We start from the raw sequence: 26,530 nt of genomic DNA on the forward strand, positions 1-26,530 counted from the left end.
TCGTCCGTGCCTCCCGCGCTGTGCGTGCCGGAGGTGCCGCTCGTGTTGCGCGCGCCATCCGTGTTGCCCGTGTCCTGCGTTGCGTCTGCGCCGTGAGGGCCATTCGTGTTGCCCGTGTCGTGAGGGTTGGGCATGGGGGCTCAGTCCTCCTTCTTGCCGAGGCCGAAGAAGCGGGCCTGGAAGATCGTCACGATGGCGATGATCAGCGCCAGGATGATCGCGCCCGCACTGCCCAGGCCCAGGTCCTGCCCCTGGCCGAGGGCCGTGTAGTAGAGGTAGACGAGGGGCGGGCGCGCGTACGGCGGGTAGCCGCGGGAGTCCGAGAGCAGGTTGTAGAACTCGTCGAACGCCTGGAAGGCGTTGATGACGAGGAGGAGGACGACGGCCACGGAGGTGGCGCGCAGCAGCGGGAAGGTGATGTTGCGGAAGACCTGCCAGCCGGGGCGGGCTCCGTCGACGGCCGCCGCCTCGTAGAGGGTGGGGGAGATGCGTTGCAGCCCGGCCAGGAAGAGGATCATGTAGAAGCCCGCCTGGAGCCAGAGCCGTACGGTCACGATGACCAGCCAGTACCAGGGGGGCGAGGTGGTCGAGAGCCAGGCGGTCTGGTCGGCGCCGAACCAGCCCAGGACCGTGTTCGCCAGGCCGAAGCGCACCCCGTTGAAGATCGACATCTTCCAGATCAGGGCGGCGACCACGTACGAGCAGGCCGCCGGGAGGAAGAAGACCGAGCGGAAGAACGCCTGGAAGAGGCGGAGGCGGTTCACCATCAGCGCGAGGGCGAGGGACAGGGTGTACGTCGCCGGGACGATGAAGGCGGTGAAGAGGACGAAGGTGGTGAGGCTGTCGGTGAACGCCTCGTCGCGCAGCATCGCCCCGTAGTTGCCGAGGCCGACGAAGTCCGTGGGCGAGACCGTGTTGTGGGCGTCGAAGAAGCTGAGGTAGAGGCTCCAGAGCAGCGGTACGTACGTGAAGAGGCCGAGGCCGATCGCGAACGGGCCGACGAAGACCCAGAACCAGAGCGTGCGGTTCTGGGTCCCCAGCAAGGCTCCCCGCGAGGTCCCCCGCAGGGCTCCCCGCGAGGTCTCCCGCAGGGTTCCCAGCCAGGTTCCCCGCTGGGGTTCCTGTGAGGTCCCCGGCCAGGTTCCCCGGCGGGGTCCCTGTGAGGTCCCCAGCCGGGGCCTCCGCAGGGGCCGCTTCGCCGGGGCCCCACCCGGAGGCCCACCCGGGGGCTTCCCCGGCAGGCGCTCGCTCACCGGGACTTCTTCTTCACGCGCTCCAGCTCCTCGTTCGTCCTGCGGACCACCTTCTTCAGCTCGGTGTCCGGGTTCGCGCCGTCCTTGATGACGCGGCTCAGCGCGTCCTGGTACGCGGTCGCCGATGCGGGGGTCCACAGGAGGGGCTGGGCGTAGGCGTTCTCGGTGGCGTACTTCACCGCGTCCGCCGCCGCGCCCTCTTTCAGCTTGTCCGCCTTCTTGGCGAGGGAGGTCCTGGCCGGGATGTGGAAGCCGTAGGAGAGTGCGAAGTCGCTCTGGAAGGCTGCCTGTTCGATCCAGAGCCACTTGATGTAGTCCTTCGCGGCGGCCTTCTGCTTGCTGCGGGCGTTGACCGCCGCCCCGTACGCCCCGACCGGCACCGAGGGTTTCCCGCTTGCCCCGTCCTTCGGGAAGGGCAGGACGCCGAAGTCGTCGCCCAGGGCCTTCTGCACGGCGGGCAGCGCCCACAGGCCCGACCACTGCATCGCCGTCAGGCCCTGGATGAAGGCGGACGGGTCGGACCAGTCCGTGGGCGCGCCGAGCAGCAGCGACTTGTCGGCGTACAGCTGGCGCAGCTTGCCGAGCGCGCGGGCGGCGGCCGGGTCGTCGAAGCCGACCTTGCCGTCGTCGGTGACGAGGGAGAGCCCGGCGGCGTAGAGCGGGGTGCCGCCGAGGGAACCCGCGCCGCCGTCGTTGCCGAGGAAGAGCCCCTTGGTCTTCTTGTCGGTCAACTTCCTTGCCGCGTCGACGAGTTCGTCGAGGGTCTGCGGGGGTGCGACATTCGCCGCCTTGAGGAGGCTCTTGCGGTAGAAGAGGAGCTGCATGTCGACGACCTGGGGGACGGACCAGATCTTCCCCTCGTACGTCTTCGGGGCGAGGACGGCCTGGTTGAAGTCGTCCTTCACGCCGTCGAAGAGGTCGGTGAGGTCGACGACCTGGCCGCCCTGGATCTGGTCCAGGGTGGGCCCGTTGACCTCGAACACGTCGGGGCCGTCGGAGGTGAGGAGGGCTGCGGCGGTCTGCTGGTCGTAGTTGCCGGGTCGCCACTGGACGGTGACCTTGGTCTTCTTGTACGCGGCCGCGTAGCGGCGCACCGCCTGCTCGGTGCCGGGCTCGCCGTACTGGTGGTACCACTGGGCGAGGCCGGGGCCTCCCGCATCTCCGCCGCCTCCCGAACTTCCCTCCCCACGGCCGGTGTTGGAGCCACAGGCGGTCAGGGCTCCGGTCAGGGCTCCTGTGAGGGCGAGGCCGGAACCGGCGACGAGGAGATTGCGGCGGCTGATCGACATGACGTGTTCCCCCAGTGATGTGGTCGCCCAGTGGTTGGCCGTCGGACCGGGCCATCGTGCAGGCGGATGGCCCAACGATCAACCATGCGTGGGGATTACGGCCAGCGTGTTGCGGCGCTGTGTCGTCCTGCGGGACGGCGCTCCGCTCAGTAGTCCTTCACCCCGTACGCGTTGGCCACCACGGACATCTCGGGTCCTTCGAACGCCTCACCCGTCTGCTGTGCCTTGCCCCGCGCCTTGTTGATGTACGCCAGCTCCTGGCTCGCGGTGACGAAGCCGCGCAGCTCGCTCTCGTACGCCGCGAAGGCCGAGGCGTGGTCTCCCTGCGCCGCCTTCAGCTCGCCCGCGAGGACGTACGCGCCGACGATCGCCATGCTGGCGCCCTGCCCGGACAGGGGTGAGCCGCAGTAGCCCGCGTCGCCGACCAGGGCGACCCGGCCGTTCGACCAGGAGTCCATCTTCACCTGGGCCATCGAGTCCAGGTGGAAGTCGTCGGCCTGCCACATGTGGTCCAGCAGGGTCGGGAAGACCCAGCCCCCGTCCTTGAACTGGTCGGCCATCAGCTGCTTCTGGGCGTTTATGTCGCGGTAGTCGTAGGAGAAGTCGGGGTCGTGCTCGAAGCCGAGGTAGACGCGCAACTCCTTGTTCTCGCGTACGGACGTCACCAGGCCGCCACAGTCGAAGCCGTCCGCGTGGAAGGCGATCTGCCACTCGTCGAGGTCGAGGAAGTTGGGTGCGGACCACACGGCGAGGACCGTCCCCATGTGGGTGACGAAGTCCGACTCCGGTCCGAACGCCAGGGCGCGGGTGGACGAGTGCAGGCCGTCGGCGGCGAGGACGAGGTCGAAGGTGCGGGGCTCCGGTCTGTTCCTGAAGGTGACGTGGACGCCGGTGGCGTCCTGGGTGAGGGTGTCGATGGAGTCGTCGAAGAGGTACTCCACCTCGGGTCCTTCGACGGCGGCGGTCGCCTCGACGAAGACCGAGGACAGGTCGTCGCGGAGTATCTCGATGTCCGGGCTGGCCAGTTCGCCGCCGCTCAGCGTCTGCTCGGTGGAGCGGAACAGCTCCTCGCCGTCGGGGTTCACCACCGACATGCCCTGCATACGGACCCGTCTCGCGCGCGTCGTCTCTAGGGCGCCCATCCGCTCCAGGACCTTCAGGGCGGACCCGCGCACGTCGATGGACTGGCCGCCGGGGCGGAAGCCGGGCGTCAGCTCGACGACGGTGACCCGGAAGCCGTACCGCTTCAGCCAGTAGGTGAGGGCGGAACCGGCGATGCTGGCGCCGGAGACGAGGATGCGCGGGGCGTACGGGGTGCTGGACAAGGGAGTTCCCTTTCGGAGGGGGCGGGAAGATCGGCGTCAAGTGTCGACGGTGTCCATCCCTTTCACGTATGGGAACGCTCAAGTTTCACGTATAGGAACGCTCAAGTCCGGCTCCGCATCGGGCAAAGGGGGGCCCGCTGCTCGCTCATGGAGATGTTCACGGAGATGCTCATGGAGACGGCCCCCGCCGCTTGGCGAGGGCCGGTCACCTGGGGCTGCTGGTGAGGTTCAGGCGGGGAGTTCCCCGCCTTTGACGGCGGCGACGAAGGACGTCCATACGGCCGACTCGAAGACGAGTGCCGGGCCGTGGGGGTCCTTGGAGTCGCGGACCGGGACGGCGGCGGGGAAGTTGTCGGCGACCTCGACACAGGCGCCCCCGTCCTGGTTGCTGTAGCTGGACTTGCGCCACTGTGCGGCGCTCACGTCGACTCGGGGGGCTCGCATGGGGACTCCTCGCTCGCGGGGCTCAGATGGAGAGATCTCCGCCTTTGACGGCGGCGACGAAGGACGTCCATACGGCCGACTCGAAGACGAGTGCCGGGGCTTGGGGGTCCTTGGAGTCGCGGACCGGGACGGCGGTGGGGAAGTTGTCGGCGACCTCGACGCACTCGCCCCCGTCCTGGTTGCTGTAGCTGGACTTGCGCCACTGTGCGGCGCTCACGTCGACTCGGGGGGCTCGCATGGGGACTCCTCCATGTACTGAGTGATCAACTCGCGTGACTCGCGCGGGGACAGTGCGACATCACGAAGGTGATCGTATGCCTTGCGCAACCGGTCCACGTCCCTGGTCTCCTCCACCAAATCACCGGAGTAGCCGGTCTCTACGTAGGCCACGGTACGGCCGTCCGGCAGCCACAGGAACATGGTGTCCGTGTTGGTCAGCCCGTGCAGACCGACGGAGGACAGGACCACTTGGACGGTGACGTTGGGGAACTCGTCCCCCATGTGGATCAGATGGGCCAACTGCGCGCGCCACTCCGCCGGGTCCGCCAGCGGGCGGCGCAGGACCGACTCGTCGAGGAGAGCCCTGAACTGTGGTTGATCGTCGCGGCTGAGGAGTTCCTGCCGCCCCATCCGCGCTGCGACGTTCCGGGCCAACGCCTCCTCATCCATCCGCCCGGCTGCCCTGAGCAGGTCACGCGCGTACGCCGGAGTCTGGAGCAGTCCGGGGACGACGCTCAGGGCGTACTTCTGAAGCCCCGTCGCCTCCGCCTCCAGCATCATGTAACGCCGGTATCGCTCACGGAACTGCGTCGGGTCCCGCATGGCCAGTTCCCACAGGACCGCGAGATGTGTCGTGCCGTAGTACCGGTCCAGTTCCTGGGCAAGTTCCGGGCCCCCCAGGCTGGTTCCGTGCTCCATGTGCCCCAAGTGGCTGTGATCGCTGCGCACGGCGTCGCCCAGGGCGCGCAGGGAAACGCCCTTCTGCTTGCGAAGGAACACCAGCTCTTGCGCATAGCGGGCTCGCGGTGACTGGCTACGGCCGGACACCGGCCGTCGTAGCGGCATCGAAGCTCCTCTGTGGGGTTTGTGGGGCAACTGTCCGGACCCGTGGGCCGTTTCGGAGCCACAGGTTCCCGAGCCTCCCCCGCCGTACATGCTCGTAACCACGGGTCCACAGAACGGAGTTGGACTCGAAGATACGTACGGAGCGACGGCCATGGCAGACCGGACAGGCATTCCCGCTGCGGCGGTTGGCGGGTACGCCATAGACGAGATCACGGGCGAGGTCGGCAAGGTCGAGGAGATCACGGCCGCGTACGTCCTTCTCGGACCCATCGGCGGCGGGCAGTCGTGGCAGGCGGAACCCGGCCGCGTCCGTCCGGTCACGGTGGAGGAACGGCTGAGCGCGGGTGTCAGGGTCGCCAACGCCCGGATGTTCGACCCTCGGGAGGTCGGGGGCGGGTGGACGTGATCACGGCGGCGGACATCGGGAAGCGCGTCGAGGACGCGCAGGGGCGTATCGGCATCCTGTGCGACGTGATCCCGGACTACGCGGACCCCGGCGATCCTCCCGGCAGGCGCCGTAAGCGCCCTACGGCGTTTCTGCGGCCCGAGGGCGGCGGCGTCGAGTGGACGGTGTCCCCGGACGACGTGAGGCTGACATGAGCACTCCGCACGTCGGCGACGGCAACAACTGGGTGGAGGGCCTCTGTTGGCTCTACTGCCGACGCGAGGGGGTTCCGGTCCTGTGGATCGGCCCCGTCCACGTCACCGACGCGACGGGCCACATGTACGGCTGCGAGACGTGCATGGCCGAGCTGCGGCACATGGTGCACGCGGACGTGCGGCGCAGGGACCAGTGCGCGCTACAGGTGGGCGGATGACGATGACCCTGGTGGATCAGGCGGTCCGTGCGCGTGGTGGTTGCGGAGATCGCGGGAGCGGTGGTTCGGTTTACCCCACCCCCGGGTTCCGTGCTGGCACGATCGTGCGGGGGGTTCGGTCTCGGCAGCCTTGAGGCATGGACGACATCGGTGTGGCCGCGCAGCGGCAAGGGGAGTTCGCCGGGACCGTGCCGGAGGGGCGCGAGGGGCCCGGGTGGCGGGGGTGGCGGGGGTGGCGGGGGATCCTGCGGGAGCCGTTCCGGGGGGAGACCTGGCGGCGGACGCTGTACCTGCTGCTCGCGCCGCCCGTGGCGGTGCTGTGTGTGCCGCTCGCACTCGTGGGCGGACCCGTCGGGCGGTTCCAACTCGGCTTGCAGCACAGGCTGTTGGGTGCCGAGTTCGAGGCGCGGGAGCGGGGCGGGGTGCTCGCGGTGGTGTACGCCCTGGCCGGGGTGCCGTTGAGTCTGGTCGCCGTCGTGGCGACGTACTTCTTCTGGTTCGTCGTGGTCATCAACCTGGGGTACCCGCTGCGTCCTGACAGCGACCCCACGGGTGCGTGGGGCGGACCCACCATGGCCGGGGCCTGGGCGGTGCACGGCGCGGGAGCGGTGGGGTTCCTGCTGGTCACACCATGGGTCGCCAAGGGGTTCGCCGCGCTCCAGACGAGGCTCGCCGCCGGGCTGCTCGGGCGGGACCGGCGCGGGCGCGGGAGGGTGCTCGGGCTCGCGCTCGGGGTCGTCGCGGTGTGCGGACTGTTGTCGGTACCGATCATCCATCAGCTTTAGTGGACGCCGTGCGACGTCATCTCAAGGCCCTCCTCCACTCCTTCCTCGCCCCGCCCCTGGCCCTCGTGGGCGCGCTCCTCGTACTCGTCGGGCTGCTGGCGGGGGCGGCGCTGTCCGTCACCGCCCTGGGGCCCTGGCTGATCGCCGCGACCCTGCGCGGGGCGAGCGGTCTGGCTTCCGTACAACGGGCCCTGGCGCAGAGTCTGTTGGGGGTGAAGGTCGAGGTTCCGGCCGCTCAGGCCGCTGCTCCCGGGCCGTTCGGCTGGCGGCGGGCCGTACTCGCCGACCAGCGGTCCTGGCGGGCGGTCGGCTGGGTGTGCCTGGCCCCGGTGCTCGCGCTGCCGGGCCTGGTGGTCGCCTTCAACGGGTACGTGTACGGGGCGCTGTTCCTCCTGCACCCGCTGCTCCGGCACGTGAACTACACCACGGTCCTGGCCCCCGACGGCAGCGAACAGCACGTCTCGCTGAGTTGGTTCGGTACCCAGATGGACACCTGGCCGAGGTGGCTCGCCGTGGTGGCGGCCGGTGCGCTGATGATCGCCGTCGCACCCCGTCTCGTACGGCTGGCCCTCCTGCCGTACGAGAAGGTCCTGCGCGCCCTCCTCGGGCCGGGGGCCGCCGACCGGCGCATCCGCACCCTGGAGGAGACCCGTGCCCAGGCCGTCGAGGACGCCGCCGCCACCCTGCGGCGCATCGAACGCGACCTGCACGACGGGACGCAGGCCCGCCTCGTCGGGCTCGGCATGCACCTCACGATGATCCGGGAACTGGTGGCGGCAGGGGCTTCGAGCGAGCAGGTGCTGGCCGTGGTCGAGACCGCGCAGGGGAACGCCAAGCAGGCCGTCGCCGATCTGCGGAACCTGGTCAAGGGGATCCATCCGCCAGTACTGGACCAGGGGCTGGACGTCGCGCTGGCCACCCTGGCGGCGGACAGCCCGATGCGGGTGGAGGTGCGGGTGGGGGTCGGCGAGCGGCCGTCCCCGGCGATCGAGGCCATCGCCTATTTCTGCGTGGCCGAGCTGCTCGCCAACGCGGCCAAGCACAGTGGGGCGGACGCGGTGGACGTCGAAGTGGTGGGCGGGGGAGGGGTGTTGAGCGTGGTCGTACGGGACGACGGGCGCGGTGGGGCGATCGTAGGGGCCGGGAGCGGGCTGAGGGGGCTGCTCGGGCGGGTCGGGGCGGTCGACGGGACGCTGGAGTGCGACAGTCCGGCGGGCGGGCCTACGGTGGTGCGCGTCGTGCTGCCGTACCGCTAGAGATCTCCAGAGGGAGTCCACTCCGTCATGTCCGTGCCTGTTCCCGCGCCCGCGCCGCCGCTGCGGGTCGTCATCGCCGAGGATTCCGTACTGCTGCGGGACGGGCTCGCGCAGCTTCTGGGGATGCGGGGCGTGGAGGTGGTCGCTGCGGTGGGCGACGCGGACGCGCTGCTGGCTGCGGTGGCCGAGCACGGGCCGGACGCGGCGGTCGTCGACGTGCGGATGCCGCCGACACAGACGGACGAGGGGCTGCGGGCGGCGGTGGAGATCCGGCGGACCTGGCCCGGCACCGGGGTGCTGATCTTCTCGCAGTACGTGGAGACGAAGTACGCGGCGCAGCTGCTGGGGGGCGGGGGCGGGGGTGTCGGCTACCTGCTCAAGGAGCGGGTCGTGGACATCGGAGAGTTCGTGGACGCGCTCGGGAGGGTCGCGGCGGGCGGGACCGCCCTGGACCCGGAGGTGGTCGCGCAGCTCTTCGGCGCGAGCCGCCGGGGCTCGGCCCTGGACGCGCTGACGCCGAGGGAACGGGAGGTGCTCGGGCTGATGGCGCAGGGGCTGACGAACCAGTCGATCGCGGAGCGGTTCGTGGTCTCCGAGCGGGCGGTGGAGAAGCACGTGGCGAACATCTTCGCCAAACTGGGGCTCGCGGTGGGGGAGGGGGGCCACCGAAGGGTGCTGGCAGTCCTCAGGTACCTGGACGATTCCAGCCCGTCCGGCGTTTGACGATCTCAGCCCCTCCGGCGTTTGACGATCTCAGCCCCTCCGGCGATTGAGGAGCGGGGGTCCGGGGGCAGCGCCCCCGGCCTGAACCGCACCCGAAGCCGGACCGCACCCGGATCGCTCCTAGAGCTGGAGCTCGCCCATCTCGCTCCACCCCGTCGCCCCGGCGATGCTCGTGCTGACGATCTCCGGCGTACGGCGCAGCAGCGGGCGCATGGTCTCCAGGCCCGCGCGGAAGTGGTCCGAGTTCACGTGTGCCTCGGCGGCGTCGTCCTGGAACGCCTCCACCAGGACGTACTCGTTCGGGTCCTCGACACTGCGCGACCAGTCGAACCAGAGGTTGCCCGGCTCGGCGCGGGTGGCGTTCGTGAACGCCGCCACGTGCTCCGTCCAGGACTCGGCGTACTCGGGCTTTACGGGGAACTTCACGACAATAAAGATCATTGGGCCATTCTAGGGCCGCGCCCGTAACAGGAACTGGCCGCTCCGCCCGCCCCCGACCGGATGCGGGTGGCGACCTCAGAATTCGCTCAAGTTTCCGGGAAGTAAGTGGCCCAGGGGGTGTGCGCTCCGTACTGTCGTGCTCATGCCCGACATCTCGATCACCGCAGTCCTGCTCCTCTGCGTCGCCGCCGCCATGGCCGGATGGGTGGACGCGGTGGTGGGCGGCGGCGGGCTGCTCCTGCTCCCCGCCCTGGTCATGGGGCTGCCCCCGGGCATGGCGGGCACCTTCGCGCTCGGCACCAACAAGGCGGTCGCCATCGTCGGCACGACGGGCGCGGCCATCACGTACGTCCGCAAGGCCCCGATCGACGTGAAGATCGCGCTGAAGGTCGGGATCGCCGCCCTCGCGGGCTCGATGACCGGAGCGCTCTTCGCCGCCGGGATCAGCGACGCCGTCCTGCGGCCCATGATCATGGTGGTGCTGGTGTGCGTCGGCGCGTTCGTCATCTTCCGCCCCGCCTTCGGCACGGCCCCCGCGACCGGCCCCGCCACCAAGCAGCGCATCCTCGCCGCGATCCTCCTCGCGGGCTGCGGCATCGGCTTCTACGACGGGCTGTTCGGCCCCGGCACCGGGACGTTCCTGGTCCTCGCGCTGACCGCGATCCTGCACTTCGACATGGTCAACGCCTCCGCCACCGCGAAGATCGTCAACGTGTGCACGAACGCGGGCGCGCTCGTCACCTTCGCGCTCCAGGGGTACGTGCTGTGGCAACTCGCCCTGCTGCTGGCCGCGTTCAACCTCACCGGGGGTCTGATCGGGGCGCGCACCGCGCTGAAGAAGGGCAGCGGGTTCGTCCGGGTCGTGCTGCTGGTCGTGGTCTTCACGCTGGTCGCGAAGCTGGCGTACGACCAGTGGGTGGCGTGAGGTCGTCGGCGGGCGGGACGGCTTCGTCGGTGGGCGGGGTGCTCCTGGTGATGGCCCGTACGCCCGTGAGGTGCGCGAAGACCACCACGTTGCCCCGGTAGCCCTTGCCCTCGACGAAGCCGCCGCCGCAGGTGATCACCCGCAGCTCGGGCCGCGCGGCCTTCCCGTACACCTTGCTGTCGGGGAAGTCGGCGGCGTCGTACACCTCGATCGCGTCGATCGTGAAGACGGCGGTGCGGCCGTCCCTGCGCAGCACCTCGACGGTGTGGCCCTTGCGCAGCGAACCCAGGTGGTAGAAGACCGCCGGTCCTTCGGCGTTGTCCACGTGACCTGCGACGACGGCGGTCCCGGGGGTGCCGGGCGGGGTGCCGTCCCGGTACCAGCCCGCGATGTTCGGATTCCCCTCCGGCGGTACGTCGAGGCCGCCCGCCGCGTCCAGGCCCAGGCGCATCACCGGTGTGTCCACCCGGATCTGCGGGATGCGCAGCCGTACGGGCTCGGAGGCGGGGAGCGGGGCCACCGCGCCCGCCCTGTCGCCCGCCCGGTCGGCCCGCCCCGGGGCGAACGCCTCGGCTGCGGACGGCTGCGGCGGTGCCGTGGACGCGGAGGTGCCGCCCTGGATCAGCCACGCACCGGTGAGGACGGCGAGCACGAGGACGGCGCAGTGGGTGCGGAACCGGGCGGAGTCGGCGGGGGCGATTTCGGGCGGGAGGGAGGGGCGGCGGGGGAGCCTCGGCGTTGCCGTCTTCGGCGTAGGGGCCTCCGGCGTACGGAGCTTCGGGGCGCGGAGTTTCGGTACGTGGAGCCTCGGTACGCGGAGTTTCGGGGCGCGGAGCTTCCGCCGGGGGACGTCCGGCATCCCGGGAGTCGTTGGCACGGCTCTTCTCCCTCCTCCCCTCGCGTACGGGTGGCTGCGTCCCCCGCCCCCGCCCGGGACTCATGGTGATGGGCGGGGACGCGGGACGGTGGCAACGACCGTCGCGGCTTGTGCTCCCGCACAGGCCGCACGGCTGCTAGCGCGAGCCGCTCGCCCGGCGGCGCAGCAGCCAGGTGCCGCCCACGGCGGACGCGGCCAAGATGGCCGACCCCGCCGCGATCTGGGGGGTGTCGAGGGCAGAGACACTGCCGCCGACTCCGGTACGGACATGACCGGTGGGGGTGGTGGGGGTGGGGTGAGGGGCGCTGGGCGTGTGGCTGGGTGTGTGGCTGGGGGTCGCGCTCGGGATCGTGGCCGTGTCCGACGCCGCCCTCACCACGACGTCGCCCCTCGCCGACCTCTTGCCGTCGGCGCAGGAGACGCTGATTCCGTACGTCCCCGGGGTCGTGGCGGCGGGCACCGTGAACTCGCCCGCCAGGGCCTGCTGGCTGTCGCCGCCGCCCAGGGCGAAGTCGCCGACGCCGAGCGAGGAGGCGTTGCCTGTGCCCTTGTCGTCCGGGCCGCAGGCGGTGGTGTGGACGACGACGGTGGTGCCGGGGGCGATGTGCTCCGGGGTGATCGAGAGGTGGCCGGGGAGCGGGGCGTCGGCGGCGGCGACTGCGTCTGCCTCGGGCCAGGGCACGTCGGCATCCGGCAGTGCCCCGGCATCGGACAGCGGGTCCTGGACCGAGGGCACGTCCTGCACCGTCGAGGACACCACGTCCTCCACAGGCTCGGGAACGTCCGCCCGCGCCACCCCTCCCGTACCCAGCGCGAGCCCCGCGACGGCCAGTGCGGCCAGCGCGGCGCCGGTCGTCGGCCGGGCGCTGCGGGGGCGGGCGGTGCTGCGGGGCATGGCGGGGCTCCTTCGGGGGCGTACCTCTCGTGCTTCCTGCTGCTGCGCGGACTGCTCCACTGCTCCGAGATAAGCGGTACGCCCCCCGGACCGCCTCCCGAGAACCGGCCGGGGCGGGTGGTGGGGCGCGTGCCCTGTCACCCGTACGCCAGTGTGTTCTGCCAGGTCAACGGGGGTTACGGGGACCGGCGTGCGGGCCGGGGCGGGTGCCGGACCGAATGGGTGATGCCGGGGCCCGTGCGGGGTCGGGGGGTGTTCCGGGCGTGCCCCTCAGACCTCGTGCCCCTCAGACCTCGTGCCCCTCAGACCTCGTGCCCCTCAGACCTCGTCCCAGGGCGCCGCCGCGTACACCGCGCCCAGCGTCTTCATCAGGTCCTCGTCGACGGGGAAGTCCGTGTCGCCGATGCGGTGCACCGCCGCGATGCCCTGCGAGTTGGTGACGAAGGCCGCGCGGTACGGGCCGAGGCCGTCCAGGGTGAGGTGCCGACGGGCCGAGGGCAGGCCGCCGGGGTCGGGGAGGTGCCGTTCCAGGAGGGACTGGACGGTGCCCTGGAGGGCGGGTGCGTTCGGCCAGACGACCGAAGTCCCGTCCCAGAAACCGATGTTGGTGACGGCGCCCTCGGAGATCGTCCCGTCGGGGCCGGTCAGGAGGGCGCTGTCGTAGCCCTCCTGCTCGGCCAGGAGCGTGTAGTGGGTCTGGGCGAAGCCGCCGAGGTGCTTCACCTGGGGGAAGGGGCGGACGTACGGGACCGGGCGCAGGCTCACCGGGTGCTCGGGGGGCGTGGCGGGCGGGCGGACCGTGACGACGGTGGAGAGGGTGCCCTGCCAGCCGTAGCCGTACACGCGGAGGGAGGCGTCGCGGTGGCCCGACCGGGTGAGGGCCTGGCGGATCAGGGTGCGGATGCGGTCGCCGTCGAGGGGGGTGCCGAAGAGCTCGCGGGAGGCGGCGTCCAGGCGGGAGAGGTGGAGGTCGAGGCCCTGGATGCGGGTGTCGCGGACCTGGGCGGCGGTGAAGTGGCCGTATCCGCCCATGAGTTGGGGGAGGAGGTCGTTGAGTTCCGCGGGGGTGGGGATGTGGCCGTCGAGCTCTGCGTGCAGGGTGGTCATGCGACCACGGTATGCGGGGGGTTCTGTGCGGGTGGGTGGGGGCTGGGGTCACTGCCCAGGGGCTCCGCCCCCGGGCCCCCGGCCCGCCTCCGGCGGGTTTGGGCCCGCGCCCCAAGAAGTCTGAACTGTGCTTGACCTCAAGTGTGCTTGACGTACGAACCTTCTCGGCATGGACATCAACAACGCCTCCGCACCCGCTCCCCTCCGCGTCGCCGTCATCGTCGGCAGCAACCGTGAGGGCCGCTTCGCACCCGTCATCCGCGACTGGTTCCTTTCCCGTACCGAGGACTTCGGCGGCTTCGAAGTGGACGTCGTCGACGTCGCCGAGGCCGAGCTGCCGACCGCTCTCTCCTTCAACCCCTCCGACGCGGTCAAGGCCGAACTCGGCAAGGTGAGCGGCAGGTTGGCCGCCGCCGACGCCTTCGTCGTCCTCACCCCCGAGTACAACCACTCCTACCCGGCCGGGCTGAAGAACCTCATCGACTGGCACGGCCCCGAATGGCACGCCAAGCCCGTCGGCTTCGTCTCGTACGGCGGCCTCTCCGGCGGACTGCGCTCCGTCGAGCACCTGCGGCAGGTCTTCGCCGAGCTGCACGCCGTGACCCTGCGCGACACCGTTTCCTTCCACGGGCCGTGGGGCCAGTTCGACGCCGACGGGCAGCACCTCGACCCCGAGAGCGCCAACACCGCCGCCAAGGCCCTCCTGGACAAGCTGAGCTGGTGGGCCCACGCCCTGCGCGACGCCAAGACCGTGCGCCCCTTCTCGGCCTGAGGCTGCCTGACGACCGCCCGACGACTTTGAGGACCGGTATCCGCCATGCGCGCACTCCTCGGCCTGCTCCGCCCCCGCCTGCACCCCTACCGCCGTACCCTCGCCCTTGTCGTGGCGCTCCAGCTCGCCCAGATCGCCGCGACCCTCTACCTGCCCACCCTCAACGCCGACGTCATCAACAAGGGTGTTCTCACCGGTGACACCGGATACGTCCTGTCCTCCGGCGGGCGCATGATCGCCGTGACCGTCGTCCAGGTGGCCGCCGCCGCGGCGGCCGTCTGGTTCGGGGCACGGGTCGCCATGGGGATCGGGCGCGACCTGCGCTCCGCGGTCTTCTCCCGCGTACAGGACTTCTCCGTAAGGGAAGTCGGGCAGTTCGGGGCGTCGTCGCTCATCACCCGGACGACCAATGACGTGCAGCAGGTCCAGATGCTGACCGTCCTGCTGCTGACCATGCTGGTCGCCGCCCCGCTGATGTGCCTCGGCGGCATCGTGATGGCGCTGAGCCAGGACGTGCCGCTCGCCCTGCTGATGCTCGTCTTCGTGCCCGTCCTCGGCGGGGTCGTCGGCACGATCGTCCACCGCATGCCCGTCCTCTTCCGGCGCATGCAGGAGCGCATCGACCGCGTCAACCGCATGATGCGCGAACAGATCACCGGCATCCGGGTCGTCCGCGCCTTCGTCCGCGACCAGCACGAGCAGGACCGGTACGCCCGGGCCAACACCGAGCTCATGCAGATGGCGCTGCGCAGTGGCCGACTGATGGCCCTGCTGATGCCGTCCATCCTCATCGTGTGGGAACTCGCCACCATCGCCGTCATCTGGGCCGGCGGTCAGCGCATCGACTCCGGGTCGTTGCAGGTCGGCTCGCTGATCGCCTTCCTCGGGTATCTGATGCAGATCCTGATGGCGGTGATGATGACCGCGTTCCTGATGATGCAGGTGCCGCGCGCCGAGGTCAGCGCGGAACGCATCCGTGAGGTCCTGGACACCGAGCCGAGCGTCGTACCGCCCACCACTCCCGTCCGTGAACTCTTCGGACGCGGCCAACTCGCTCTGCGCGACGCCGACTTCAGCTATCCGGGCGCCGAGGAGCCCGTCCTGCGCGGGGTGTCCCTCACCGCCCGCCCCGGCCGCACCACCGCGATCATCGGCTCCACCGGCAGCGGCAAGACCACCCTCCTCCACCTGATCCCGCGCCTCTTCGACGCCACGGGCGGCGAGGTGGTGGTCGGCGGCGCGAACGTCCGCGACATCGACCCCGACCTCCTGTCCCGCACCGTCGGCCTCGTCCCCCAGAAGCCGTACCTCTTCTCCGGCACCGTCGCCTCCAACCTCCGGTACGGAAACCCCGACGCCACCGACGCCGACCTCTGGCACGCCCTCGGCGTCGCCCAGGCCCGCGACTTCGTCGAGTCCCTCGGCGGAGGACCTGGCGAGGGACTCGACGCCCCCGTCGCCCAGGGCGGCACCAACCTCTCCGGCGGACAGCGCCAACGCCTGTCCATCGCACGGGCGTTGGTCACCCGCCCCGGCATCTACCTCTTCGACGACTCCTTCTCCGCCCTCGACTACGCCACCGACGCGGCCCTGCGCCGCGCCCTGGCCGCCGAGACCGCCGAGGCCACCGTCGTCATCGTCGCCCAACGCGTCTCCACCATCCGCGACGCCGACTCCATCGTCGTCCTCGACGAGGGCCGCGTCGTCGGCACCGGCACCCACACGTCGCTCATGCGGGACAACCAGACCTACCGGGAGATCGTCCTCTCCCAGCTCACCGAGGAGGAAGCCGCATGAGCACCACCCAGGAGGAGGCCCCCACCGGGAAGATCCCCACGGGGCAGGCCCCCACCGGAAAGGTCCCCGAGCGCAAGGGCCCGCCCCCGCAGCGCGGTCCCGGAGTCGTCGGCCCCCCGCCGCTGGAACGCTCCCTCGACTTCCGCCGCTCGGGCCTGCGCCTGCTGCGCATGCTCGGCCCCGAGAAGCACCTCGTGGCGGCCGTCCTCACCTCCGGCGTCCTCGCCGTCACCCTCGCCGTGCTGTCCCCGAAGATCCTCGGCGAGGCCACCGACCTCGTGGTGAGCGGGGCGAAGAGCGAAGCGGGCATCGACTTCGACGCCGTCGCCCGGGTCCTCCTCCTCGCCCTCGTACTCACCGTCGGCGGGGCCCTGTTCACCTGGATCCAGGTGCGGATCGCCATGGTCGTCGTCCAGCGCCTCGGCTTCCGGCTCCGCGAACGCGCCGAGACCAAGCTCGCCCGCCTGCCCCTCTCCTACTTCGACCGCCAGCCGCGCGGCGAGGTCCTCTCCCGCACCACCAACGACATCGACAACGTCGTCCAGACCACCCAGCAGGCATCCGGACAGATGGTGCGCGCCCTGCTCACCCTCGTCGGCGTCCTCGTGATGATGTTCTGGATCTCGCCCCTGATGGCGTTGGTCACCCTCGCCACCGTCCCGCTGTCCGTGTACGGGGCGTACCTGATCGGCCGCCGCGCCCAGCCCCAGTTCGTCAAGCAGTGGGCGGTCACCGGCAAGCTCAACGGGCACATCGAGGAGATGTACACCGGGCACTCCCTGGTGAAGGTCTTCGGCCGCAGGAAGCAGGCGATCGCCACCTTCGACGCCCTCGGCGACGAGCTCTACGAGGCGAGCTTCAAGGCCCAGTTCATCTCCGGCGTCATCCAGCCCGCGATGTCCTTCATCGGCAACCTCAACTACGTCCTGATCGCCGTCGTCGGCGGCCTGCGCGTCGCCTCCGGCACCCTGACCATCGGCGAGATCCAGGCATTCGTCCAGTACTCGTACGAATTCAACGGCCCGGTCACCCAGATCGCCGCCATGGCCAACCTCCTCCAGTCCGGGGTGGCCTCCGCCGAGCGCGTCTTCGACCTGCTCGACGCCGAGGAGGAGTCCGCCGAACCCCCGCACAGCGGCAGCACCGAGCGGGCCAGGGGACGCGTCACCTTCGAGAAGGTCGCCTTCCGGTACGAGCCGGACAAGCCCCTCATCGAGGACCTCACCCTCACCGTCGACCCCGGCCAGACCGTCGCGATCGTCGGCCCGACCGGCGCGGGCAAGACCACCCTCGTCAACCTCCTCATGCGGTTCTACGAGGTCACCGGCGGCCGCATCACCCTCGACGGCACCGACATCGCCACCCTGCCCCGCGAGGAACTCCGCGCCCACACCGGCATGGTCCTCCAGGACACCTGGCTCTTCGGCGGGACCATCGCCGACAACATCGCGTACGGGGTGGAGGGCGAGACCTCCCGCGAGCGGGTCGTCGAGGCGGCCATGGCGACGTACGCCGACCGCTTCATCCGCACCCTCCCCGACGGCTACGACACGGTCGTCGACGAGGAGGCGGGCAACCTCAGCGCGGGCGAGAAGCAGCTCATCACCATCGCCCGCGCCTTCCTCACCGAGCCCTCGATCCTGGTCCTCGACGAGGCCACCAGCTCCGTCGACACCCGCACCGAGGTCCTCATCCAGCGGGCCATGAACTCCCTGCGCCGGGGCCGGACCTCGTTCGTCATCGCCCACCGGCTCTCCACCATCCGCGACGCGGACGTGATCCTGGTGATGGAGGCGGGCCGCATCGTCGAACAGGGCACGCACGACGAACTCCTCGCGGCGGACGGGGCGTACGCCCGGCTCTACGCGTCGCAGTTCGCCGCCGCGGCCTAGGAATGCGTACGGTACGAGGAGGGGTGGGCCGGGACCTCACGGGTCCGGCTCATCCCTCCTCCGGCGTCGTGGGAAGCGTCACCACGACCACCGCGCCCCCGTCGTCCGGATGGTTCGCCAGCTCGACCCGCGCCCCGATCGCCCGTGCCTGACCGAACGCGATCGTCAGCCCGAGGCCGCTGCCCTGCCCGCGCTCGGCGGCCCCCGTCAGGAACCGCTGCGGGCCGTCGGCCAGCAGCTTCTCCGGGAAACCGGGACCGTGGTCGCGGACCACGACCCGGGGCCCCTCGACCCGGACCTCCACCGGGTCCCCGCCGTGCTTGCGCGCGTTGACCAGCAGGTTCGTGACGATCCGCGCCAGGCGGCGGGCGTCCGTGCGCACGTACGTCTCCGCCGCTTCGGGTGCGGACACCTGTGCCGGGCAGCCCAGCCGCTCCGTGATGCTCCGCACCAGACGGCCCAGCGGATGCGTGGACAGATCCGGCTCCTCCGCGTGCGAGTCCAGCCGGGCGACCTCCAGGAGGTCCTCGGTGAGGGTGCGCAGGGCGTTCACCCGGTCCCGTACGAGCTCGGTCGGGCGGGACGGCGGCAGCAGTTCGGCGGCGGTCTGCAACCCGGTGAGCGGTGTGCGCAGCTCGTGCGCCACGTCGGCGGTGAACCGCTGCTCCGTCTCGATCCGCCGTTGCAGCGAGGCCGCCATGGTGTTGAGGGCGGCGGACAGCTCCGCCACCTCGTCCTTGGTCGCCCGGGGGCCGCCGGGGCGGATCGCGATCCGGGCGTCGAGGTCGCCGTTGCTGATCCGGCGGGCGGTGGCCGCCGCCGACCGCAGCCGCCTGCTCAGCCGGGACGCCAGCGCCGCCCCGGCCAGTGCGGCCAGAGCGACGACGACCGCGCCCCACATCACCAGGCTGCGGTCCAGGTCGCCGATCTCGGCGCGCTGCGCACCCAGCGGCAGCCGGACCGACAGCACCTGGTCCCCGATCGGCCGCGCCGCCCACACGCTGGGCGTCGGGCCCGACAGGTCCAGGTACGTGTTGCGGCTGCCCGCCCTGGCGTTGGCGTCCAGCGCGGCGGGCAGCTCGGGGGAGTCGAGGGCGGCACCGGTGTCCTGCGGATCGACGTGCCCGGTCAGCTCGTACAGCTGGCGCACCCGGTACAGCTCGGCGACGGCCGACTCCCGGGCGGTCTCCGCGACCTGGGCGGTACGGGCCTGGTGGATCAGCACCCCGATGGCCAGCGCGACCAGGGCCGCGCCTGCGGCGGGCAGCGCGGCGATCTTCCAGCGGAGGCTGAGCCCGGCGACGAAGCCCCGCACCCGGCGGGCGGCCCGGCGGATCACGGGGTGGGTCCGGGGGTCTCGGGGGTTTCGATCTCGGGAGTCTCGGGGGCGGGGGTCTTGACGGTCGGTGGGGCCACGCTCCGCGGGACGCCGTCCTGGGGAGCGCCGGGTTCCCGGCCGGACTTCTGCCCGGGGTCGGAGTCCTGCCCTTCGCCGCTGTCGCCGTCCGAGCGGAAGCTCCGCACCTCGCTGACCGTGATCATCCGGTTGCCGTCCCAGCGGTAGCGGATCGACTGCTCGCCGCCGTCGGTCGCCGAACCCCGCACGACGAGGTCGACCCCGATGGCCTCGACGACCGGCCGTACGCCGCTGGTGTACAGGATCGGCACGATCTTCCCGTCCCGCACCGTGTACGCGGCCATCACCACCCGGCCGCTCTCCAGGTCCACCGCGCTGATCAGCTCGGGCTTCCCGTCGCCGGTCAGGTCGTGCAGCACGGCCGGGCGGATGCCGGGCCTCCCCGGCTTGTCGACGGGGCCGCGCCGGGTCAGCCGCCGCATGCGCGGGTCGGCGCGCAGGACGTCCGTCTGCTCCATGGCGGCGAGCCCGCCCGCCGGGACGGCGGGGGAGCCGGGGAGCGGCTCGGGGGCGGCCTGAAGCTCGGGGTCGGTCACCGCGTCGGAGGGCGAGGACGACTCGGGGGACCAGGCGGGCCACAGCGTCTGGGGGCGGGGCTGGGCAGTGGCGGAGGGGGCGGGCTCCGCGTCTCCGAGGCCGTTCGGTGCGCCGCAGCCGCTGAGCCCGGCCACGAGCGCAGCACAACCGGCCGTGGCGGCCGAGAGGACCGGAACGGCTCTGCGAGAGGTGCTCGGGGGACGGGGCATGACTCCCACGACCTTATGTACCGCGCATCACGAGAACCCGGACATTCTGTAACAACCACGCGTACGCCGCCCCCGCCCAGCCCTCTTGGGCGGCAGGGCCTCCACCTAACCTCCTTGGGCGGCGGGCCCAGCCCCCTCCGCTTCCGCCTCGCCCCCTTGGGCGGCGGGGCCGCCCCCCGGGGGCGGAACGGGCGGGCAAGGGGGCGGCCCCTCTCGCTCCGGGCCCACCCCGGAGCACCCCCGCCCCACCCCACTACCGGCCGCACCGCCACAGGGCCCCCGCCCACCCCCCGTACCCAACACGCGATACACCCGAACGAGTGCCCCTCGTTTGAAAGTTGGCCCCCGCCGATAGCAAGGTGCCCTGCATGCACAGCTCCCACCTCAAGACCCTGTTCACGGCAGCGGCCCTCGCGGCGACCTTCTTCGCCCCCGCCGGTGAGTCCCACGCCGCCGAGCACCAGCCGGCGGTGGCCGTCGCACCCGACTACGACCAGTGGATCGGCAAGACCCTCGTACGGACCGGCGAGACCGACCCCACCGGCGCCCCCGCCGACCACCTCGTCCACGAGCGGGACATCCCCAAGCCGTACCGGATCGTCAGGCCCGGCGCGATCCTGACGCAGGAGTACCTGCCGGACCGCCTGAACGTCCACGTCGACGACCAGAACCGGATCACCCGCATCCACTTCGGCTGACCCGCCAGGGGCCCGCCCCGGAGGCAGGCCCCAGGGCCCGCCTCCGGGCACCGACCGCGTACGGCGGCCCGTGTGTCAGCGCGCCACGCCCCCTGCCAACGCCTCGGTGACCCCCTTCTCCCGCTCACCGAGAAAGTGCGGATCCGGCCGGAACGTCGCGTCGAGCAGCGCCTTGCCCGCCGCGAACACCTCGCGGGCCCCGCCGTAGTACCAGGTCGCGTCGTGCTCGTCGTCGACACCGACCCCGAAGCCGTCCACCCCGGCCGCCTCGCACAGGGTGACGGCCCGCCGTATGTGGAACGCCTGGCTGATCAGCACCGCCCGGTCGACGCCGAAGATCTTCTTGGCCCGTACGCACGAGTCCCAGGTGTCGAAACCGGCGTAGTCGCTCACGACGTGCCCGTCGGGGACCCCGTGCTTGACGAGGTAGGCGCGCATCGCGTCCGGTTCGTCGTACTCCTCACGGCTGTTGTCCCCGGTGACCAGGACGACCTTGACCTTCCCCGTCCGGTACAGCTCGGCCGCCGCGTCCAGGCGGCGGGCCAGGTACGGAGTCGGCTCGCCCTTCCACAGGCCCGCGCCGAACACCATCGCCACCTCCCGCGCCGGGGCGTCCGCGACCTCGCCGACGCGGCTGCTCGTCGAGGCGTACGTCCACGTGGAGGGCAGCAGCGCCAGCACGCACCCCGCCATCACGGCCTGCACGAGGCGGCGCTTTCCCCGCCGCCCCTCGGGCAGCCGGGGCAGCAGCCGGGGCCACTTCACGCCGACCCTCTTCAACCGCATGGTTTCTCCCCCGGTGCCGCGTTCTGCTTCCTGCCCCTTCCGACGTCCGAACAGGGGCGAAGGTTCCCGAGCGGGCATTTCGCGCGCGCCGCGAGCGCGACGGAATTCCGTTGGCCGCACCCACCACCCTCGGCCGCACCCACCTGCTGCGGGTGCGTGCGGACGACGTCTTCCTCCTGAAAGAGCGGTAGGGGAGGGCGGGTTCGCGGGAGAGGGGGCGGGCGTCAGCCGTCACCCTCGCGCAACGCCCCGGCAACTTCCGGCCGGGAGGATCAGGGACATGACGTACGAGTCGGCTCCACCGCGAGAAGCACACGGGACCCCCGCGCGCACGCCCGGCGAGTCCCGCTCCCCGTCCGCGTCCCCGTCCCTGGCCGCCTCGCACTCCCTGCCCCTGGACAGCACCGCCGAACTCCTCACCCGCATCACCGCCCAGCTCTCCACCCAACTCGGCTGTGTCTCCCGCAACGGCACCCGCAACGGCACCCGTGCCGGTGCGCGTACGGGGTCCGGAACGCCCGCGCCCGCCTGACCTGCCACCCGGTGGGTGGGGCGGGTTGTCAGTGGGTGCGGTTACGGTCATCGGTATGGAAAGCACCGCATACGACTCGGCCGCGACGCAGCGCTGGGACGCCGAGCCCGACAAACGGCCCGGCAGGACCGCGTTCCAGCGCGACCGCGCGCGCGTGCTGCACTCCGCCGCACTGCGCCGCCTCGCGGGCAAGACCCAGGTCGTCACCCCCGGTTCGCGGAGCCAGGTGTGGGACTCCAGCCCCCGCACCCGGCTCACCCACTCCCTGGAGTGCGCCCAGGTCGGCCGGGAGCTGGGGGCGGCGCTGGGCTGCGACCCCGACCTCGTCGAAGCGGCCTGCCTCTCCCATGACATGGGCCACCCGCCCTTCGGGCACAACGGCGAGCAGGCCCTCAACGACTTCGCCAAGGACTGCGGCGGCTTCGAGGGCAACGCCCAGTCGCTGCGCCTGCTCACCCGCCTCGAACCCAAGCGCTTCGTGCGCTCGGCGGAGAGCGGCGAGCTGGTCAGCGTCGGGCTCAATCTGACGCGTGCCGCCCTCGACGCGGCCACCAAGTACCCCTGGACGCGCGGCAGTCACCCCACCGACCCCGGCTCGGTGAAGTTCGGCGTCTACGAGGACGACCTGCCCGTCTTCCGCTGGGCCCGCGAGGGCGCCCCCGACTTCCGCAAGTGCTTCGAGGCCCAGGTCATGGACTGGTCCGACGACGTCGCGTACTCCGTCCACGACTTCGAGGACGGCCTGCACGCGGGCCACATCGACCCCAACCTCCTCTTCGCCGAACCCGAACGGCAGGACATCTACGCGGTGGCCGTCGGCCGGTACGTCCCCGAGGACACCGACCCCGCCGAACTGGCCGCAGCGCTGGACCGCCTCATGGACCAGGACTGGTGGCCGCACGGGTACGACGGCTCGGCCCTCGCCCAGGCCCGCCTGAAGGACGCCACGAGCCAGCTCATCGGCCGCTTCTGCCTGGCGGCGGAGAGCGCCACGCGCGGCGCCTACGGCACCGGCCGCCTCACCCGCTACTCCGCCGAACTCGTCGTCCCCCGCTCCACCCGCAACGAGTGCGCGGTGCTGAAGGCGGTCGCCGACCGGTACGTCATGCAGCGCGACGAGCAGGAGCGTCTCCGCGCCGACCAGCGCATCGTCATCGCCGAACTCGCCGAGGCACTCACCCTGAGGGCCCCCGGCGAGGGCCTCGACCCCCAGTTCCGGGCCCTCTACGACACGGCCCCCGACGACCGCGCCCGCAAACGCGTCCTCGTCGACCAGATCGCCTCCCTCACCGACTCCTCCGCCCGCTCCCTCCACGCCCGCCTGACAGCCAACCGCTAGCCCCCTCTCGCTCCGGCCCCGCCCGGGAGCCCCGTACCCCGCCCCCCTCTTCCCCCGCACCCCTCCGTGCGGGACGCTCAAAAGCCCACGCGCACACGCACAATGGAGGCATCAAGTGGTCGACGCAGATCAGACATTCGTCATCATCGGCGGCGGACTCGCCGGCGCGAAAGCCGCCGAGACCCTCCGCTCCGAGGGCTTCACCGGCCGGGTGATCCTGATCGGCGACGAACGCGACCACCCCTACGAACGCCCGCCCCTCTCCAAGGGCCTCCTCACCGGCAAGGCCGACCGCGACAGCGTCTTCACCCACGACGCCGCCTGGTACGCCGCCCACGACATCGAGCTCCACCTCGGCCAGACCGTCGTCCACCTCGACCGCGAGGCCCGCACCGTCCGCCTCGGCGACGACGGCACCCTCATCCAGTACGACAAGCTCCTCATCGCCACCGGCTCCGAACCCCGCCGCCTCGACATCCCCGGCACCGACCTCACGGGCGTCCACCACCTGCGCCGTCTCTCCCACGCCGAGCGCCTGCGCGGAGTCCTCGCCACCCTCGGCCGCGACAACGGCCACCTCGTGATCGCCGGAGCAGGCTGGATCGGGCTGGAGATCGCCGCCGCCGCACGCGGGTACGGAGCCGAGGTCACCGTCGTCGAGGCCGAGCCCACCCCGCTGCACTCCGTCCTCGGCCCCGAGCTCGGCCAGCTCTTCACCGACCTGCACGCCGAGCACGGCGTCCGCTTCCACTTCGGGGCCCGCCTCACCGAGATCGTCGGCCAGGACGGCCTGGTCCTCGCCGCCCGCACCGACGACGGCGAGGAGCACCCCGCCCACGACGTCCTCGCAGCCATCGGCGCCGCCCCCCGCACCGCCCTCGCCGAGTCCTCCGGGCTCGCCCTCGTCGACCGCGCCCACGGCGGCGGCATCGCCGTCGACGGACACCACCGCACCAACGACCCCGACGTCTTCGCCGCCGGCGACGTCGCCGCCGTCCCCCTGCACCTCCCCGGCACCTCCCTGCACGGACAGCGCCTGCGCGTCGAGCACTGGGCCAACGCCCTCAACGGCGGCCCCGCCGCCGCCCGCGCGATGCTCGGCCGGGGCACGCCGTACGACCGCGTCCCGTACTTCTTCTCCGACCAGTACGACCTCGGTCTCGAATACTCGGGCTGGGCGCCCCCGGGCACGTACGACCAGGTCGTCGTGCGCGGCGACGCCGGGAAGCGCACGTTCATCGCCTTCTGGCTGAAGGACCACCGCGTCCTCGCGGGCATGAACGTCAATGTGTGGGACGTCACCGAGTCGATCCAGCGCCTGATCAGGAGCGGCACGGAAGTCGACCAGCACGCCCTCGCCGACCCCTCGGTCCCCCTGGACTCCTTGATCGCGTAGCCGCCGCCGCAGAGTGTCCGACCCTCCCCGTACACTTCACGCGTGGCAGGCAGGATCAACGACGACGACGTGAAGGCGGTCCGGGAGGCGCTCCCGATCGACGCCGTCGTGTCCGAATACCTTTCGCTCCGCAACGCGGGCGGCGGCAACCTCAAGGGCCTCTGCCCCTTCCACGACGAGAAGTCCCCGTCCTTCCAGGTCAGCCCGAGCAAGGGTCTCTTCCACTGCTTCGGCTGCCAGGAAGGCGGCGACACGATCGCCTTCGTGATGAAGATCGACCACCTCACCTTCGCGGAGACGGTCGAGCGCCTCGCCGCGCAGGCGGGCATCACCCTGCGGTACGAGGAGGGCGGCTACAACCCCTCCACCCAGCGCGGCGAACGCACCCGCCTGGTCGAGGCCCACAAGGCCGCCGCCGACTTCTACATCCAGCAGCTGGAGAGCCCCGAGGCGGAGATCGGCCGGAAGTTCCTCGCCGAGCGCGGTTTCGACCAGACCGCCGCCGCCCACTTCGGCGTCGGCTACAGCCCGGCGGGCTGGGACCACCTCACCCGCTACCTGCGCGGCAAGGGCTTCTCCGACAAGGAGCTGCTCCTGTCCGGGCTCGCCCAGGAGTCCCGCCGCAGCCCCATCGACCGCTTCCGGGGCCGTCTGATGTGGCCGATCCGCGACATCGGCGGCGAGGTCGTCGGCTTCGGCGCGCGCAAGCTCCGCGACGACGACAACGGGCCGAAGTACCTCAACACCCCCGAGACCCCGATCTACAAGAAGTCCCAGGTCCTGTACGGCATCGACCTGGCCAAGAAGGACATCGCCAAGTCCAGCCGCGCCGTCGTCGTCGAGGGCTACACCGACGTCATGGCCTGCCACCTGGCCGGAGTCACCACCGCCATCGCGACCTGCGGCACGGCATTCGGCGGCGACCACATCAAGATCCTCCGCCGGTTGCTGATGGACAACGGCTCGGCCCGGGTGATCTTCACGTTCGACGGTGACGCCGCAGGTCAGAAGGCCGCCCTACGCGCGTTCGAGGACGACCAGAAGTTCGCCGCCGAGACGTACATCGCGATCGCCCCCGACAACATGGACCCCTGCGACCTGCGCCTGGCCAAGGGCGACGAGGCCGTCGCCGACCTCACGCAGCCCCGCACCCCGCTCTTCGAGTTCGCGCTGCGCCAGATCATCGCGCGCTACGACCTGGAGACTCCGGGGGGCCGCGCCGCCGCCCTCGACGAGGCGGGCCCCGTCGTCGCCCGCATCAAGAACAGCGCCTCCCAGCACGAGGTCGCCGTCCAGCTCGCGGGCATGCTCGGCATCCTCGACACCCAGTTCGTCGTCAAGCGCATCGCGCAGCTCGCCCGCTGGGCGAAGGACCGGGGCGGGCGCGGGCCCTCCTCGGGACCGGAGTCGCGCCGACAGCAGAACTACCCCTCGGGCCCCGCCGCCCCCGTCGTCAGCGGCCCCGCCCTCAACCTCCGCAGCCCCGTCCACCGCACCGAGCGCGAGCTCCTCAAGCTCGCCCTCCAGCGGCCCGACCTGGTCTCCCCGGCCTTCGACGCGTACGGCGCCGACGAGTTCACGGCCCCTCCGTACGCGGCCGTACGGCAGACCATCGAGGAGGCGGGCGGTGCCGAGCTGGGCGCGCAGGCACCCGCCGACTACCTCGCCACGGTCCGCGAGTGCGCGATCGACGACCAGGTCAGGGCCATGGTCACCGAACTCGCCGTCGAGGCCCTGCACGCCAAGTCCATCGACGAGGTCTACGCGGGCGTCCAGCTCGTGCAGGTCCGCCTGCGCGCCGTCGACCGCCGCATCCTCGAAGTCCAGGGCTCCCTGGCCCGGCTCGGCGGGCACGGCGACCCCGCCCATCTGGCCGCCGTACAGAACGAGCTGTGGGTCCTCCAGCAGTACGCGCAGTCCCTGCGCAACCACGGTGCGGCTGCCCTGTAGGG

27 protein-coding genes and 1 pseudogene are annotated in these 26,530 nt (G+C 71.5%); 15 read left to right on the top strand and 13 right to left on the bottom strand.

Annotation, left to right across the window (positions count from 1 at the left end; translation table 11 throughout):
- Positions 1 to 140: 140 nt before the first annotated feature.
- From OG897_RS07685 to OG897_RS07710, 6 genes are all read right to left on the bottom strand, one after another.
- Positions 141 to 1,043, bottom strand: a complete 903-nt coding sequence (locus tag OG897_RS07685; RefSeq protein WP_266654116.1) for a carbohydrate ABC transporter permease — start codon at positions 1,041 to 1,043, stop codon at positions 141 to 143.
- Between the two features lie 206 nt (positions 1,044 to 1,249).
- Positions 1,250 to 2,542, bottom strand: coding sequence for an ABC transporter substrate-binding protein (locus OG897_RS07690; RefSeq protein ID WP_266654118.1), 1,293 nt, complete (start codon positions 2,540 to 2,542; stop codon positions 1,250 to 1,252).
- A 146-nt stretch (positions 2,543 to 2,688) separates the two neighbouring features.
- Positions 2,689 to 3,867 carry an FAD-dependent monooxygenase gene (locus OG897_RS07695; protein WP_266654120.1) on the bottom strand — a complete coding sequence of 393 codons (1,179 nt, stop codon included), beginning with the start codon at positions 3,865 to 3,867 and terminating at the stop codon, positions 2,689 to 2,691.
- A 228-nt stretch (positions 3,868 to 4,095) separates the two neighbouring features.
- Positions 4,096 to 4,311, bottom strand: coding sequence for a DUF397 domain-containing protein (locus OG897_RS07700; protein WP_266654122.1), 216 nt, complete (start codon positions 4,309 to 4,311; stop codon positions 4,096 to 4,098).
- 22 nt (positions 4,312 to 4,333) lie between these two features.
- The gene (locus OG897_RS07705; protein ID WP_266654124.1) at positions 4,334 to 4,549 is read right to left on the bottom strand and encodes a DUF397 domain-containing protein; all 216 of its coding nucleotides are present in this window, start codon (positions 4,547 to 4,549) and stop codon (positions 4,334 to 4,336) included.
- Complete coding sequence (locus OG897_RS07710) at positions 4,525 to 5,376, bottom strand: helix-turn-helix transcriptional regulator (protein ID WP_266654126.1); 852 nt, start codon at positions 5,374 to 5,376, stop codon at positions 4,525 to 4,527. Before OG897_RS07710 ends, OG897_RS07705 begins: the two co-directional genes overlap by 25 nt.
- 151 nt (positions 5,377 to 5,527) lie before the next feature.
- On the opposite strand from OG897_RS07710, the gene OG897_RS07715 reads away from it, so the two are divergent.
- From OG897_RS07715 to OG897_RS07740, 6 genes are all read left to right on the top strand, one after another.
- Positions 5,528 to 5,782: a hypothetical protein gene (locus OG897_RS07715; protein ID WP_266654128.1), complete on the top strand. Its 255-nt coding sequence runs from the start codon at positions 5,528 to 5,530 to the stop codon at positions 5,780 to 5,782.
- Entirely contained in the window at positions 5,773 to 5,976 is a 204-nt protein-coding gene (locus tag OG897_RS07720) for a hypothetical protein (protein ID WP_266654130.1), read from the top strand. Before OG897_RS07715 ends, OG897_RS07720 begins: the two co-directional genes overlap by 10 nt.
- A complete protein-coding gene (locus tag OG897_RS07725) occupies positions 5,973 to 6,194 on the top strand; it encodes a hypothetical protein (RefSeq protein ID WP_266654132.1) in 222 nt (73 codons plus the stop codon). The genes OG897_RS07720 and OG897_RS07725 overlap by 4 nt, the downstream gene beginning before the upstream one ends.
- Before the next feature lie 137 nt (positions 6,195 to 6,331).
- Positions 6,332 to 6,979 (top strand): sensor domain-containing protein, encoded by a 648-nt coding sequence (locus OG897_RS07730; RefSeq protein WP_266654134.1) that lies wholly within the window; start codon positions 6,332 to 6,334, stop codon positions 6,977 to 6,979.
- A gap of 8 nt (positions 6,980 to 6,987) precedes the next feature.
- Entirely contained in the window at positions 6,988 to 8,235 is a 1,248-nt protein-coding gene (locus OG897_RS07735) for a sensor histidine kinase (protein WP_266654136.1), read from the top strand.
- Between the two features lie 60 nt (positions 8,236 to 8,295).
- Complete coding sequence (locus OG897_RS07740; protein ID WP_266656657.1) at positions 8,296 to 8,958, top strand: response regulator transcription factor; 663 nt, start codon at positions 8,296 to 8,298, stop codon at positions 8,956 to 8,958.
- A 120-nt stretch (positions 8,959 to 9,078) separates the two neighbouring features.
- Here OG897_RS07740 and OG897_RS07745 read toward each other — a convergent pair whose 3' ends face one another.
- Positions 9,079 to 9,399: a putative quinol monooxygenase gene (locus tag OG897_RS07745; RefSeq protein ID WP_266654138.1), complete on the bottom strand. Its 321-nt coding sequence runs from the start codon at positions 9,397 to 9,399 to the stop codon at positions 9,079 to 9,081.
- A 142-nt stretch (positions 9,400 to 9,541) separates the two neighbouring features.
- Here OG897_RS07745 and OG897_RS07750 point away from each other — a divergent pair, with 142 nt between their 5' ends.
- A complete protein-coding gene (locus OG897_RS07750) occupies positions 9,542 to 10,324 on the top strand; it encodes a TSUP family transporter (protein WP_266654140.1) in 783 nt (260 codons plus the stop codon).
- Positions 10,325 to 10,379: 55 nt separating this feature from the next.
- Here OG897_RS07750 and OG897_RS07755 read toward each other — a convergent pair.
- The 3 genes and pseudogenes from OG897_RS07755 to OG897_RS07765 form a co-directional block, all read right to left on the bottom strand.
- Positions 10,380 to 10,976, bottom strand: a pseudogene (locus OG897_RS07755) (class F sortase); the annotation flags it as partial.
- Positions 10,977 to 11,337: 361 nt separating this feature from the next.
- Positions 11,338 to 12,096: a hypothetical protein gene (locus OG897_RS07760; RefSeq protein ID WP_266654142.1), complete on the bottom strand. Its 759-nt coding sequence runs from the start codon at positions 12,094 to 12,096 to the stop codon at positions 11,338 to 11,340.
- Between the two features lie 318 nt (positions 12,097 to 12,414).
- Positions 12,415 to 13,203, bottom strand: a complete 789-nt coding sequence (locus OG897_RS07765; protein WP_266654144.1) for an aminotransferase class IV — start codon at positions 13,201 to 13,203, stop codon at positions 12,415 to 12,417.
- A 169-nt stretch (positions 13,204 to 13,372) separates the two neighbouring features.
- On the opposite strand from OG897_RS07765, the gene OG897_RS07770 reads away from it, so the two are divergent.
- Genes OG897_RS07770 through OG897_RS07780 form a run of 3 tightly spaced genes read left to right on the top strand, consistent with a single transcriptional unit; the run spans position 13,373 to position 17,664 of the window.
- The gene (locus OG897_RS07770; RefSeq protein WP_266654146.1) at positions 13,373 to 13,975 is read left to right on the top strand and encodes an NADPH-dependent FMN reductase; all 603 of its coding nucleotides are present in this window, start codon (positions 13,373 to 13,375) and stop codon (positions 13,973 to 13,975) included.
- 45 nt (positions 13,976 to 14,020) lie between these two features.
- Positions 14,021 to 15,772, top strand: a complete 1,752-nt coding sequence (locus OG897_RS07775; protein ID WP_266654148.1) for an ABC transporter ATP-binding protein — start codon at positions 14,021 to 14,023, stop codon at positions 15,770 to 15,772.
- Positions 15,769 to 17,664, top strand: a complete 1,896-nt coding sequence (locus OG897_RS07780) for an ABC transporter ATP-binding protein (protein WP_266654150.1) — start codon at positions 15,769 to 15,771, stop codon at positions 17,662 to 17,664. Before OG897_RS07775 ends, OG897_RS07780 begins: the two co-directional genes overlap by 4 nt.
- Positions 17,665 to 17,713: 49 nt before the next feature.
- Here OG897_RS07780 and OG897_RS07785 read toward each other — a convergent pair whose 3' ends face one another.
- Both OG897_RS07785 and OG897_RS07790 read right to left on the bottom strand, forming a co-directional pair.
- Entirely contained in the window at positions 17,714 to 19,003 is a 1,290-nt protein-coding gene (locus OG897_RS07785; protein WP_266654152.1) for a HAMP domain-containing sensor histidine kinase, read from the bottom strand.
- Positions 19,000 to 19,752, bottom strand: coding sequence for a hypothetical protein (locus tag OG897_RS07790; protein ID WP_266654154.1), 753 nt, complete (start codon positions 19,750 to 19,752; stop codon positions 19,000 to 19,002). The genes OG897_RS07785 and OG897_RS07790 overlap by 4 nt, the downstream gene beginning before the upstream one ends.
- Before the next feature lie 443 nt (positions 19,753 to 20,195).
- Here OG897_RS07790 and OG897_RS07795 point away from each other — a divergent pair, with 443 nt between their 5' ends.
- Positions 20,196 to 20,525 (top strand): I78 family peptidase inhibitor, encoded by a 330-nt coding sequence (locus tag OG897_RS07795; protein WP_266654156.1) that lies wholly within the window; start codon positions 20,196 to 20,198, stop codon positions 20,523 to 20,525.
- Between the two features lie 75 nt (positions 20,526 to 20,600).
- Here OG897_RS07795 and OG897_RS07800 read toward each other — a convergent pair whose 3' ends face one another.
- Positions 20,601 to 21,311 (bottom strand): vancomycin high temperature exclusion protein, encoded by a 711-nt coding sequence (locus OG897_RS07800; protein ID WP_266654158.1) that lies wholly within the window; start codon positions 21,309 to 21,311, stop codon positions 20,601 to 20,603.
- A 280-nt stretch (positions 21,312 to 21,591) separates the two neighbouring features.
- Here OG897_RS07800 and OG897_RS07805 point away from each other — a divergent pair, with 280 nt between their 5' ends.
- The 4 genes from OG897_RS07805 to dnaG all read left to right on the top strand — a co-directional run bounded on the left by OG897_RS07805 (position 21,592) and on the right by dnaG (position 26,528).
- Entirely contained in the window at positions 21,592 to 21,843 is a 252-nt protein-coding gene (locus tag OG897_RS07805) for a hypothetical protein (protein WP_266654160.1), read from the top strand.
- Positions 21,844 to 21,898: 55 nt separating this feature from the next.
- Entirely contained in the window at positions 21,899 to 23,182 is a 1,284-nt protein-coding gene (locus tag OG897_RS07810) for a deoxyguanosinetriphosphate triphosphohydrolase (RefSeq protein ID WP_266654162.1), read from the top strand.
- A 115-nt stretch (positions 23,183 to 23,297) separates the two neighbouring features.
- The gene (locus OG897_RS07815; RefSeq protein WP_266654164.1) at positions 23,298 to 24,578 is read left to right on the top strand and encodes an NAD(P)/FAD-dependent oxidoreductase; all 1,281 of its coding nucleotides are present in this window, start codon (positions 23,298 to 23,300) and stop codon (positions 24,576 to 24,578) included.
- Between the two features lie 42 nt (positions 24,579 to 24,620).
- The gene (gene dnaG, locus OG897_RS07820; RefSeq protein ID WP_266654167.1) at positions 24,621 to 26,528 is read left to right on the top strand and encodes a DNA primase; all 1,908 of its coding nucleotides are present in this window, start codon (positions 24,621 to 24,623) and stop codon (positions 26,526 to 26,528) included.
- Positions 26,529 to 26,530 lie beyond the last annotated feature (2 nt).

The sequence above is a fragment of the Streptomyces sp. NBC_00237 genome, from assembly GCF_026342435.1.
Classification (GTDB): Bacteria; Actinomycetota; Actinomycetes; order Streptomycetales; family Streptomycetaceae; genus Streptomyces.

What these genes read in the sequence shown, in the direction of transcription:
- OG897_RS07690 (WP_266654118.1), bottom strand. Translation starts at nt 2,542, where the DNA reads ATGTCGATCAGCCGCCGCAATCTCCTCGTCGCCGGTTCCGGCCTCGCC.
- OG897_RS07700 (WP_266654122.1), bottom strand. Translation starts at nt 4,311, where the DNA reads ATGCGAGCCCCCCGAGTCGACGTGAGCGCCGCACAGTGGCGCAAGTCC.
- OG897_RS07705 (WP_266654124.1), bottom strand. Translation starts at nt 4,549, where the DNA reads ATGCGAGCCCCCCGAGTCGACGTGAGCGCCGCACAGTGGCGCAAGTCC.
- OG897_RS07710 (WP_266654126.1), bottom strand. Translation starts at nt 5,376, where the DNA reads ATGCCGCTACGACGGCCGGTGTCCGGCCGTAGCCAGTCACCGCGAGCC.
- OG897_RS07715 (WP_266654128.1), top strand. Translation starts at nt 5,528, where the DNA reads ATGGCAGACCGGACAGGCATTCCCGCTGCGGCGGTTGGCGGGTACGCC.
- OG897_RS07725 (WP_266654132.1), top strand. Translation starts at nt 5,973, where the DNA reads ATGAGCACTCCGCACGTCGGCGACGGCAACAACTGGGTGGAGGGCCTC.
- OG897_RS07730 (WP_266654134.1), top strand. Translation starts at nt 6,332, where the DNA reads ATGGACGACATCGGTGTGGCCGCGCAGCGGCAAGGGGAGTTCGCCGGG.
- OG897_RS07745 (WP_266654138.1), bottom strand. Translation starts at nt 9,399, where the DNA reads ATGATCTTTATTGTCGTGAAGTTCCCCGTAAAGCCCGAGTACGCCGAG.
- OG897_RS07750 (WP_266654140.1), top strand. Translation starts at nt 9,542, where the DNA reads ATGCCCGACATCTCGATCACCGCAGTCCTGCTCCTCTGCGTCGCCGCC.
- OG897_RS07760 (WP_266654142.1), bottom strand. Translation starts at nt 12,096, where the DNA reads ATGCCCCGCAGCACCGCCCGCCCCCGCAGCGCCCGGCCGACGACCGGC.
- OG897_RS07765 (WP_266654144.1), bottom strand. Translation starts at nt 13,203, where the DNA reads ATGACCACCCTGCACGCAGAGCTCGACGGCCACATCCCCACCCCCGCG.
- OG897_RS07770 (WP_266654146.1), top strand. Translation starts at nt 13,373, where the DNA reads ATGGACATCAACAACGCCTCCGCACCCGCTCCCCTCCGCGTCGCCGTC.
- OG897_RS07775 (WP_266654148.1), top strand. Translation starts at nt 14,021, where the DNA reads ATGCGCGCACTCCTCGGCCTGCTCCGCCCCCGCCTGCACCCCTACCGC.
- OG897_RS07780 (WP_266654150.1), top strand. Translation starts at nt 15,769, where the DNA reads ATGAGCACCACCCAGGAGGAGGCCCCCACCGGGAAGATCCCCACGGGG.
- OG897_RS07795 (WP_266654156.1), top strand. Translation starts at nt 20,196, where the DNA reads ATGCACAGCTCCCACCTCAAGACCCTGTTCACGGCAGCGGCCCTCGCG.
- OG897_RS07800 (WP_266654158.1), bottom strand. Translation starts at nt 21,311, where the DNA reads ATGCGGTTGAAGAGGGTCGGCGTGAAGTGGCCCCGGCTGCTGCCCCGG.
- OG897_RS07805 (WP_266654160.1), top strand. Translation starts at nt 21,592, where the DNA reads ATGACGTACGAGTCGGCTCCACCGCGAGAAGCACACGGGACCCCCGCG.
- OG897_RS07810 (WP_266654162.1), top strand. Translation starts at nt 21,899, where the DNA reads ATGGAAAGCACCGCATACGACTCGGCCGCGACGCAGCGCTGGGACGCC.